Origin of the sequence: Bacteroides cellulosilyticus, from assembly GCF_020091405.1 — a bacterium.
Classification (GTDB): domain Bacteria; phylum Bacteroidota; class Bacteroidia; order Bacteroidales; family Bacteroidaceae; genus Bacteroides.
In genome coordinates this window covers 781,894-793,736 of record NZ_CP081903.1, presented here as the reverse complement: position 1 = coordinate 793,736, position 11,843 = coordinate 781,894, and the positions used below count along the sequence as shown (strand labels likewise).

The 11,843-nt window shown below is 42.5% G+C and carries 5 protein-coding genes; 4 read left to right on the top strand and 1 reads right to left on the bottom strand.

Annotated features, from left to right (window positions below; genetic code table 11):
* The first annotated feature begins 518 nt into the window (after positions 1-518).
* Positions 519-2,948, top strand: coding sequence for a glycosyl hydrolase family 95 catalytic domain-containing protein (locus K6V21_RS02785; protein WP_224320796.1), 2,430 nt, complete (start codon positions 519-521; stop codon positions 2,946-2,948).
* Between the two features lie 35 nt (positions 2,949-2,983).
* Complete coding sequence (locus tag K6V21_RS02780; RefSeq protein ID WP_224320795.1) at positions 2,984-4,219, top strand: glycoside hydrolase family 71/99-like protein; 1,236 nt, start codon at positions 2,984-2,986, stop codon at positions 4,217-4,219.
* A gap of 90 nt (positions 4,220-4,309) precedes the next feature.
* Here the strand turns inward: K6V21_RS02780 and K6V21_RS02775 are convergent, their stop codons facing one another.
* Positions 4,310-6,907 (bottom strand): hypothetical protein, encoded by a 2,598-nt coding sequence (locus K6V21_RS02775; RefSeq protein ID WP_410490259.1) that lies wholly within the window; start codon positions 6,905-6,907, stop codon positions 4,310-4,312.
* A gap of 212 nt (positions 6,908-7,119) precedes the next feature.
* Between K6V21_RS02775 and K6V21_RS02770 the strand changes: the two genes are divergently transcribed.
* Together K6V21_RS02770 and K6V21_RS02765 are read left to right on the top strand one after the other, a co-directional pair.
* Positions 7,120-9,984 (top strand): glycoside hydrolase family 3 C-terminal domain-containing protein, encoded by a 2,865-nt coding sequence (locus K6V21_RS02770; RefSeq protein WP_224320793.1) that lies wholly within the window; start codon positions 7,120-7,122, stop codon positions 9,982-9,984.
* A 77-nt stretch (positions 9,985-10,061) separates the two neighbouring features.
* A complete protein-coding gene (locus tag K6V21_RS02765) occupies positions 10,062-11,768 on the top strand; it encodes a family 43 glycosylhydrolase (protein ID WP_224320792.1) in 1,707 nt (568 codons plus the stop codon).
* Positions 11,769-11,843: the final 75 nt, after the last annotated feature.

Genomic DNA, 11,843 nt, shown 5'->3' with positions numbered 1-11,843 from the left:
CGTAGTGTATATCGACTATTGTTTGATTCATAACTTATCCGCAATGCAAAGTTATCGTCTATAGCTTCTAAAATCATCGTCCTTGCAACAAAGACTTAGAACGAAGGCTTTGTTTCTATAAATGTAATCTTCGTTTCTATAAACGAAGCTTTCATTTTTAGAAACGAAGCTTTCATTTCAAGTATTCATAGTAAGAAAGGAAAGTCTTATCAAGGGAGGGCGTTAGTTTTGATAGCATCCGTATCTAAAATAGAATCATATCAGAAAAGAAAGGAATTATTTCACCACAGAGGACACAGAGAGCACAGAGGTTATAATTATCTCTGAATTAGAAGTCTAAAAACTCTGCGTTCTCTGTGTCCTCTGTGGTGAAAAGATTCATAACCCTACAAAAATGAATTATTTTCGACATTAATCCTTATTAATTCTATTTTAAGTTGATATTAATGTCTTTTCATTGATATTATTAATGAGTCGCGCTTTTCTTTGCATTCGGAAAACATAAACTTATAAAAATCATGAAAAACCGTTTGATAGGTCTGTGCATTGTATGTGCTTGCTGCTTGATGGCTAAAGCTGATGACTTAAAACTCTGGTATCAGCAACCTGCCAAAGTATGGACCGAAGCATTACCTTTGGGTAACTCACGTTTGGGCGCCATGGTTTATGGCGGAGTGGTTAACGAACAGATACAGTTGAATGAGGAGACTGTCTGGGGCGGTGGTCCTCATCGTAACGATAGTCCGAAGGCATTCGGTGTATTGCCCAAAGTCAGGGAACTTATTTTTGCAGGGCGTGAGAAAGAAGCCGAAAAGATAATGGCTGATAACTTCTTTACCGGGCAACATGGCATGCCTTTCCAGACGATTGGCAGCTTGATGCTGGAATTTGACGGACATACCGATTACTCCGATTATCGCAGGGATTTAGATTTGGAACGGGCAGTTGCATCCGTGCGGTATAAGATAGGCGAAGTGAATTATACCCGTACCATATTTACTTCTTTGGTAGATAATGCTTTGATCATCCGTATCGAGGCGGATAAACCCGGTGCTGTCAATTTTACAACCCGATATAGTACTCCGCATAAAGAGTACGAGGTAAAGAAGAATGGTAAGAGCCTGCTGCTGTCCGGACATGGTTCGGCGCACGAAGGTATTCCGGGAGCTATTCGTTTTGAAACCCGCACGCAGATCAAGGCGGAGAAGGGTAAAGTCAATGTCGCCAATGATTGCATTGAAGTGAGAGGTGCAGATGCTGCTGTGATTTATGTGACGGCTGCAACCAACTTCGTCAATTATAAAGATGTAAGTGCCAATGAAACCCGTCGGGCAACGGAGTTTCTGGCAAAAGCCATGAAACGCCCTTATGTCCAGGCGCTTACTGCTCATGAAGAAGCCTATCAAAAGCTTTTCGGGCGTGTCTCTCTGAACATCGGTCCCTCCAGCCAGGAAGAAACATCTTACCGCATCAAGCATTTCAATGAAAGGAAAGATCTGGGATTGGTGGCGTTAATGTTCCAGTTCGGGCGTTACCTGCTTATATCCTCTTCGCAACCCGGCGGACAGCCTGCCGGACTGCAAGGTATCTGGAATCAGGAACTATTGGCTCCGTGGGATGGAAAGTACACCATCAATATCAATACGGAGATGAACTACTGGCCGGCAGAAGTGACAAATCTTCCGGAAATGCATGAACCACTGTTCCAGATGGTGAAAGAATTGTCAGAGTCGGCACAAGGCACAGCACGTACCTTGTACGAGTGCCGTGGGTGGACCGTACATCATAACACGGATCTGTGGCGTATGGCCGGACCTGTGGATGGTGCTTCGTATGTCTGGCCGTTGGGTGGCGCTTGGCTGAGCCAACATCTGTGGCAACATTATCTTTATACAGGCGATCAGGCATTCTTGAAAACTGCTTATCCGGCTTTGAAGGGGGCGGCCGATTTCTTCCTCGATTTCCTGGTGGAACATCCTAAATATGGCTGGATGGTCTGTGCTCCTTCTATGTCTCCCGAACAGGGTCCTCCGGGAACCGGTACGATGATTACCGCCGGATGTACGATGGACACTCAGATCGTGCTGGATGCGTTGACTTCTGTACTGTCGGCTACCCAACTGTTGTATCCCGCTAATACCTCCTATCGGGATAGTCTGCAAAGTATGATTAAGCGTTTGCCGCCTATGCAGATAGGCAAGCATAACCAGTTGCAGGAGTGGCTGGCGGATGTGGATGATCCGAATAATGACCATCGCCATGTTTCCCACTTGTACGGACTTTATCCCAGTAACCAGATTTCCCCTTATGCGCATCCGCAGCTTTTCCAGGCAGCTAAACGCTCACTTCTCTATCGGGGTGACATGGCTACGGGGTGGTCTATCGGCTGGAAAATCAATCTATGGGCACGTCTGCTCGACGGTGATCATGCTTATAAGATTATCAAGAATATGTTGAAGCTGGTGGAAAAGGATAATCCTGACGGACGTACTTATCCGAATATGTTTGACGCACATCCGCCTTTCCAGATTGATGGAAACTTCGGTTTCACAGCCGGGGTAGCTGAGATGTTGCTTCAAAGTCATGACGAGGCTTTGCATTTATTGCCCGCCTTGCCTCAGGATTGGAACAAGGGTAGTGTAAAAGGTCTGGTAGCCCGCGGTGCTTTCGAAGTGGACATGGACTGGGATGGCGGTGAATTGACTACGGCTACCGTAACCTCACGTATTGGCGGCAATCTGCGTATACGTTCGTATGTGCCGTTGGAAGGTGTAGGTCTTAAGGAAGCGAAGGGCGATAATCCGAATCCGTTGATGAAGCGCGGAGATATTAAGGAACCGCTGGTCGCTGCCGGATTAAGGGCGCAATATCCTCTCTTGTATAAGATTTATGAGTATGATATACAGACACAACCGGGAGAAAAGTACACATTGCACAGAGCATTCTGACAATCGATACAACGAATAAGAAATAGAAATAGGTTATGGTAAAAAGATTAAATTGGTTTATTGTATGCTTGTTGTTTTCGATAGGTATTACGGCGCAGGTTGCCGGTAAACAGTACAATTCGTACAAAGGATTGGTGATGGCCGGTTATCAGGGGTGGTTTAATGCCCCTGATGATGGCGCCAATCGGGGGTGGTATCACTATACCGGACACGATGGCTTTCGCCCCGGTTCTTGTACGATTGACTTCTGGCCGGAAGTATCGGAGTATGAAAAACTGTATAAGACGGAGTTCAAGTTTGCAGACGGAACTCCGGCCTATACTTTCTCCTCACACGATGAGTCTACGGTAGATACTCATTTCAGATGGATGAAAGAATATGGATTGGATGGTGTGTTTATGCAGCGTTTTGTCGGGGAAATCCGTGGTGAGAGTGGTTTGAAACATTTCAATACTGTTTTGAACTCTGCCATGAAAGCAGCCAATAAATACGAGCGTGCCATTTGTGTCATGTATGATTTAAGTGGTATGCGTCCCGGTGATGAGGATATTTTGCTGAAAGATATTTCTGATGTGGCTAAACGTCATTCTCTGAAAGATCATGCCAAGAATCCCTCTTATTTGTATCATAATGGAAAACCGCTGGTTACGGTCTGGGGAGTAGGTTTCAATGATCGCCGCCGTTACGGTCTGGATGAAGCCGAAAAGATTATCAATGGTTTGAAGGCACAGGGCTTTAGTGTGATGCTGGGAGTGCCTACGCATTGGCGCGAATTGAGTGGGGATACCGAGTCGGATCCTCGTCTGCATGAGTTGATAAAACGGTGTGATGTTGTGATGCCCTGGTTTGTAGGACGATATAATGAAGACTCGTATCCCCGTTATCAGAAACTGATTAAAGGTGACATCGAGTGGGCGAAAAAGAATAAAGTGGATTATGCACCTTTGGCTTTTCCGGGATTCTCCTGGCGTAATATGAAGGGGCATGAGAACAGTGTGCAGATACCGCGTAACAAAGGTTCGTTCCTTTGGAAGCAGTTGTCCGGAGCTCTGAAGGAAGGTGCGGAAATGCTTTATGTAGCTATGTTTGATGAGATAGATGAAGGTACGGCTATCTTTAAATGTGCTAAAAAGGTTCCCGTAGGTGCCAGTACATTTGTACCCATTGAGGAAGGCATTGGCAGTGATCATTACTTGTGGCTGGTAGGCCAGGCCGGTAAAATGTTGCGTAAGGAAATGCCGTTGGAGATGAAGCAACCGGTACGCAAGTAAATCAAAGTCGAATCCGGATATATAATATAAGAAACGTCTGACTTGGGAGCATCCAGGTCAGACGTTTTTTTAGGGGTATTGTAATTTGTTTCAGTTCTGTTCGTCGATAATTTCCATTAAGGAGAACTTGTATTCTGTTCCCAGCGAAGCGGCATATTCTTTGCAGAAAGTATCATAGACAGTCTTGGCGAGCCCTTTCTTTCCTTGCTGACAAAGAATGCGGCATTTTACACAGAGAGCTTCCTCATTGATATAGTCATGTTGGAATAGTGTATCTGCAATTTTTAGCTTTAATGTTTCCGAGAGGTCTTCCCGTTTCAGTAACCTGCAAAGCAGATCGATGGTGCTATTTGAAAAATCATTCTTGAACGCATCAATCCAATCGATTTCCATATTAGGTAACATTATACCACGCAGCAATAACTCAAGCAGCTTCTCTAAGTTCTGGCTATTATTCTCTTTATATAGATGAAGTGCTTCCAGATAGTCGCAAATAGTTCCTTCTTCAAACTGTATGCTCCAGAAGCCATTTTGATTCAATATCTTGATGTCACCCACTTTTTCCAATAAACCGCGTAGTTTACTCATATATACATTACGGTTGTTCTTGGCAGATTCATCCGTTTTGTCATACCACAATAACTGGATCAATTTGTGTCCGATGATACCTTTGGGGTCTCTTCCTGTATAAAGAACCAGTAATATCAATAAGGATTTGAGGGTAGGTGTAAAGGAAGATGTAATATCATTTCCTTCCTTGTCAATGACACGGAATCCGCCAAAGAAACAAACGCATTCCTTGGAGAAATCATAGTTATGAAATGTCGTAGCCTCTGTGTGCATGGGCATCTCTATTTTTATCTCAGATATATCATTTGTTAGAGAGTCATTCGCAGCTTCTGGCTGGAAGCTGTTCGTTTCTGTTTGTTTATTGTCTTCGGTAGCGGTTTTGATCCGGTTTATTTCGGCCTTTTTCTTTCTATAATAGAAAACTCCCATTCCGGTAATAACCAGTATTCCAGCTATAATGTACAGCCATATAGATGACTGGTTATTTTGACTGGCATTGCCTGCAACCACATCCGGTTGTTTAAAGGATGAAACGGGAATCGGAGGGAAGTTCAGTTCATAGATATCTATATCAGCCTTACCACTTACCTCAGCTTGGTGAATCACTGTATATAACTTTTTTTGTTTGGGGGAATAGTATAAGTTAGTATACATATATTGAGACTCTAATTTTACTCCGATAGGCAATGACATGAGTTCGAAATGTGGTGTTTGAGTATCGATTTTCATCAACGTGCCACCTTGTTGCGTACTGAAGAAGTAGAAACATTTTTTTTCGGGATCATAAATCATGTTTTCACTGGGTTGAAAATTTCCTCCATCCGGAACTTCAGTGAGTTCCCATAGTTTGTTGGCTTGCTGGGTTAGCAGGTTGACAGCGTATAAATCATAATAGTTGCGGGGAGATAATTCCTGCCGTCCGGATGGACAACCGCGTCCTCCGAAGATATAAAGTGTGCTGTCAACTATGACAGAACTGGAAGAGTATCTGGGATGAATATTCGTCAGATTGAGGTGACGTTGCGGGGCGTTTTCATAGGGATAGCAAATTAATAGCTTGTTGTTATAATGATAATGCCCATATCCACCGAAGCTGATCAGTGAAGAATTGGCCGGATTATAAACGAGTGTGTTATTCCAGTAGTCGTGTTCCTGTACGGCTGCCTGTGTCCCTTTCCAGCTTTGTGAAACTGGATCAAAGAACGAATATAGGTTTTCATTCAGGTTGTAGGATAACAACTGATGTTGCTCTGGCAGATATATCAACTGGTTGGGGTAGTTGGCTACAAACTCTCCGCCTTTTATCTGGATAGTGTCAGTTATCCTTTCATCCGTATGGAAAACATACAACTTTTGTTTGTTGTTGGCTATATAGAAAGTACCGACAGTAGGATCGAATGCTACAGAGGGAGAAGATTTGAATTGCTGTGAATGAATCTTCTTCCAAGTGATATACTGGTCAATGATCCAACGGGTATTTTTGCCGGAAGCCGGACTGTGGGAAATCTCGTCATAACAGATTTCCTTATTATGGCGTGCCATCTTCCACAAGCGTATTTCCTTTAATCCACGCTTGATGCTGATATCTCTTATATTAACGGAGGCCACATCGGCTAAGGAGAAACCTTCATATGGACAATAGCCGAAAGCAAAGCGTAGTTTCTGCGAACCTTTCAGGTCGGGGTAATTCACATTAATTTCCGTACTGTCATACAATACGGTAATATTTCCCTCTTTAACATCGAGGGTCAGGCTGGCTGAAGTCCAGGTCTCGCGTCTCACTTCTTTTTGAATAGGGTGTACTGCATCTCCAGTGACCAGAATCGGGAAGCGTCTGTCGTTTTCGCTGACACTGTACATCAAGTCAACATTCTTATTGTTTTCAGTAATGATGCGGAATACGGTTCCGAATACATTATCAGGTCTGACCCAGAGGTTGAAGCTCAGAGTTATTTTGTCACCCTTAGTTTCTATAGGCTTTCCATCTTCTAATGCCATACTGGTAAACTCAGAATTCTGAAGTGGGTAGGATTGGATATGCAAACCGTACTCAGGAAGCTGAGCGAATGAATGCATACATATTAACAGAAGAAAGATAATGAATAGTGTCTTTTTCATTTTGTATATCAATATAAGTATTAGCTCGTACAAAAATAGTGCTTTTTAGTGAAATCCGACTACTTATTCATACAATTCTTCCGGCTTTGCTTTGCTTTTACTTTAAAAGTTATTCATTAAGTGGATTTTAATGTTTCATTAATTATAGTTTTATCATTTTATTAAGCAAGTGAGGCTTACTTTGCAATACAAATAGATAAAAAGCTAATAATATGAATTTAAAAAGGCACTTGTTCTTATTTGCAGGAATATTATCCTGTTCTTTTCTAATGGCTCAGCAGCCAAGTGATATTTTGTCAGTTTCAGCATCAACTAATGTGGAAAAAGCTTCGTTAGCTTTTGATAAGGATCAAAAGACAATGTGGGAAGTTGGTGGGCAGGATTTGAAAACAGACCAATGGTTGATGTTCACTATCCATACTCCGGGTGATGTATGTGAACTTGGAATTCAGATGCAAGGTGTTTCTAAAGAGGATTTGAAACAGTTGATGAATATCTTCGTTACATATGATCCTATGAATCTGGGAGTACCTGTAGATTATCAGGTACAAGGTAGTGCTAAAGAAATGCGGCTGAAGTTTTCACCTAAATATGGAGCTCATGTCAGGTTGGCTTTTAAGGGAGGCGATCGTGTTAAACCTTTTATGGTAAAGGAAGTATCTGTTCTTTTAGCTGATAAGGAATTGAAAGATCGAAAAGGAGAAAAAACTTCGCTCCGTTATATGGACCCTACGCTTCCGGTGGAAGAGCGTGTGGAGAGTTTGCTGTCTGTGATGACGCCGGAAGATAAAATGGAACTGATACGTGAGGGCTGGGGTATTCCTGGTATTCCTCATTTATATGTACCACCTATTACGAAAGTTGAGGCTGTACATGGTTTTTCGTATGGTAGTGGAGCTACTATCTTTCCCCAAGCTCTGGCAATGGGAGCAACCTGGAATAAGAAGTTGACGGAAGAAGTGGCGATGGCGATTGGTGATGAAACACTTTCGGCAGGAACTATGCAGGCATGGTCTCCGGTATTGGATGTAGCCCAAGATGCCCGTTGGGGACGTTGTGAAGAAACGTTTGGAGAAGATCCGGTTTTGGTATCACAGATTGGTGGAGCTTGGATTAAAGGGTACCAGTCTATGGGACTATATACTACTCCGAAACATTTTGGTGGTCATGGCGCTCCGTTGGGAGGACGCGATTCCCATGATATAGGGTTGTCTGAACGTGAAATGCGTGAAGTACATCTGGTTCCGTTCCGTCATGTTATTCGTAACTATGATTGCCAATCTTTGATGATGGCATATTCGGATTTTCTGGGTGTTCCTGTAGCGAAAAGTAGAGAATTGCTGCATAATATTTTGCGTGAGGAATGGGGATTCAGCGGTTTCATAGTTAGTGACTGCGGTGCTATAGCTAATTTGACTGCCCGCAAACATTATACAGCTAAAGATAAGATAGAAGCGGCTAACCAGGCCTTGGCAGCCGGGATTGCCACGAACTGTGGTGATACGTATAATGATAAGGAAGTGATACGGGCTGCAAAGGATGGACGTATCAATATGGAAAACCTTGATGAGGTGTGCCGCACAATGTTGCGTATGATGTTCCGTAATGAACTGTTTGAAAAAGCACCTAATAAACCATTGGACTGGAATAAGATATATCCGGGTTGGAATTCGGATAGTCATAAAGAAATGGCGCGTCAGGCTGCCCGCGAATCTATTGTACTGTTAGAGAATAAGGATCATATTTTGCCTTTGTCTAAAGACATGCGTACGATTGCTGTGCTAGGTCCCGGTGCAGATGATCTTCAACCTGGTGATTATACTCCTAAACTTCAGCCTGGTCAGTTGAAATCTGTGTTGACAGGTATCAAACAAGCGGTAGGAAAGCAGACGAAAGTGATTTATGAACAAGGTTGTGATTTTACAAGTTTAGGCGAAGATAATATTGCAAAGGCGGTAAAAGCGGCTTCACAATCAGATGTGGTGCTATTGGTTTTGGGAGATTGTTCAACCAGTGAGGCTACTACGGATGTATACAAGACATCCGGTGAAAATCACGATTATGCAACACTGATTCTGCCGGGCAAACAACAGGAATTATTGGAAGCTGTTTGCGCAACCGGAAAGCCTGTCATATTAATTCTTCAGGCGGGGCGTCCCTATAATTTGTCTAAAGCGTCGGAGTTATGTAAAGCTATCCTTGTGAACTGGTTGCCTGGACAAGAAGGTGGTCCGGCTACAGCGGATGTGTTGTTTGGCGATTACAACCCTGCCGGTCGTTTACCGATGACTTTCCCACGACACGTAGGTCAGCTTCCTCTTTATTACAACTTTAAAACTTCCGGTCGCCGCTATGAATATTCGGATATGGAATACTATCCTCTTTACTATTTCGGATATGGGTTGAGCTATACTTCGTTTGAATATTCAGGCCTGAAAGTACAGGAAAAGGAAAATGGTAATATTACAGTGCAGGCCACTGTGAAGAATATAGGACAACGTGCCGGTGATGAGGTGGTACAGCTATATGTAACGGATATGTATGCTAGTGTGAAGACACGTATTACAGAATTGAAAAACTTTACCCGTATTCACTTGAAACCGGGTGAGGCAAAAACGGTTTCTTTTGAATTGACGCCTTATGAATTATCATTGCTCAATGATCATATGGACCGGGTTGTGGAGAAAGGTACGTTTAAAATCTTAGTTGGTGGTGTGAGTCCTCAGTATGTGGCTAATGACCGTATTAAGGATAGTGTGGGTTATAAGGATTCTAAGAAAGGTTTGTCAGGTATGCTTGAATATACCCATGAATTTGCAGCAGATTTCGGCTTGACTTTATTCAAAGTAGAAGAAAATCTGGTAAAGAATCAGAATACTATCTGGCTCTCAGTTAAAAACAATGGGACTTTGATGGATACAGGAAAAGTTGAAATGTATGTCGGAGGTAAGAAAATGGGCGATAATGTTCATTATGAGTTGGCTCCGGGAGAAGAGAAACTGATACCTTTCAGTGTGGATAAGGAGAATATGGATTCAGTTGTATTTACTACCAAATATAAAGTGTTATCTATATAATTTTGATACAACCTCTTGTATCTGTGTACAGATTGTCCTGTTATGGGGCAATCTGTTAAGCTAAATGTAAAACTACCATGAAGAAATTAGCTCAGTTAGTTAGTATGGTTCTTGTTTTGGGACTGATGGTCAGTTGTGCCTCGGAACAAGCTCCGGTTAAGAATGATAGAATTGTGACTAATCCTATTGATCTGAATTATCGTTTTCAACCTGATGATGAGTCACGACGTGAAGCGGCCGATCCTGTACTGGAATATTTTAAAGGATATTATTATATGTTTGCCTCTAAATCAGGTGGATATTGGCGTTCAGAGGATTTGGCAAAATGGGAGTATATCCCTTGTACAACCATTCCAACGATGGAAGATTATGCACCGACCATCCTTGTTTATGGCGATACTCTTTATTTTACGGCATCCAGTGGGAACACCCGTATTTATAAAAACGCTCATCCTGAACAGGACACTTGGGAAGAAGTAGACACAAAATTGACTTATCGTCAGCATGATCCGGCTTTCTTTAAGGATGATGATGGAAGAGTATATCTTTATTGGGGATGTTCGGATGTTGATCCGATCGTGGGAGTAGAAGTGGATCCTAAAGATGGCTTCCGGGCTATTGGAGAACCTAAAGTCTTGATTCAGCATAATTGTGATAAATATGGTTGGGAAGTACCTGGAAAGAACAATGAAGAACCACGTCAAGGTTGGAACGAGGGACCCTGTGTACTGAAACATAATGGTCGCTATTATTTGCAATATGCAGCTCCCGGTACTCAATACCGTATTTATGGTGATGGTAATTATGTGGGTGATAATCCGTTAGGTCCGTTTGAATATGTAGAAGACAATCCATTCTCTTTCAAGCCCGGAGGTTTCATCGGTGGTGCCGGGCATGGTCATACATTCAAAGATAAGTATGGTAATTACTGGCATGTGGCATCTATGACTATTTCTGTTCGTCATTGGTTTGAACGCCGTTTAGGTTTATTCCCGGTAGTTGTTTCTGAGAAATATGGTATGTATGCGTTGACAACTTTTGCCGATTATCCTTTCTGTATTCCTGATCGGAAGGTCGATTTTGAAAAGGAAGATATCGGTATGGGGTGGAACTTGCTTTCATATAAGAAAAAAGTATCTTCGTCTTCACATCTTGAAGGCTATGAACCGGAATTGGCTAATGATGAACAGGTGGAAACCTGGTGGGCTGCTCAAACAGGCGATGCCGGTGAGTGGCTGCAAATAGACCTTGGAAAAACAATGGAAGTGAATGCTGTTCAGGTGAACTTTGCAGATCATAAATTCAATGTACATGCGCCCCATGCCCCTGTGGTTTATCAATATTATATAGAAGGTTCTACAAATGGTAAAGACTGGACTCGTTTGGTAGATGAAGAAAAGAATCTGCAGGATGCTCCTCATAAACTGCATACTCTGCGTGTTCCTGCGAAAGTGCAATATCTAAGAATCTGCAACACTAAAGATATGGAAGGAAGTTTTTCTCTATTCGACTTACGTGTCTTTGGTCAAGGTAGTGGTAAGGTGCCTGCCGGAGTTACAGGATTTCAAGCTTCACGTGATAATAACGATAAACGTATCTATCGGTTTAGATGGAATCCGCAGGAAGAAGTAACAGGATATATTTTGCGTTGGGGAACGCAAAAGGAGAAATTGACTCACTCTATGGTGGTTTATGGAAACCAATATGAGGCCCGTTATTTCAATAGAGACTCTGAATATTACTTTTCTATTAGTGCGTTTAATGAAAATGGTGTGGGTAAATGAATGCAGCATCCGGCATTCTAAGAATACCAACTAAACCATCGAAAAAACAGCGGATTATTAAGTTGAAATTAAGAG

Excerpts from the sequence above, each read along its gene's own strand:
- K6V21_RS02785 (WP_224320796.1), top strand. The coding sequence starts at position 519 with ATGAAAAACCGTTTGATAGGTCTGTGCATTGTATGTGCTTGCTGCTTG.
- K6V21_RS02780 (WP_224320795.1), top strand. The coding sequence starts at position 2,984 with ATGGTAAAAAGATTAAATTGGTTTATTGTATGCTTGTTGTTTTCGATA.
- K6V21_RS02775 (WP_410490259.1), bottom strand. The coding sequence starts at position 6,907 with ATGAAAAAGACACTATTCATTATCTTTCTTCTGTTAATATGTATGCAT.
- K6V21_RS02770 (WP_224320793.1), top strand. The coding sequence starts at position 7,120 with ATGAATTTAAAAAGGCACTTGTTCTTATTTGCAGGAATATTATCCTGT.
- K6V21_RS02765 (WP_224320792.1), top strand. The coding sequence starts at position 10,062 with ATGAAGAAATTAGCTCAGTTAGTTAGTATGGTTCTTGTTTTGGGACTG.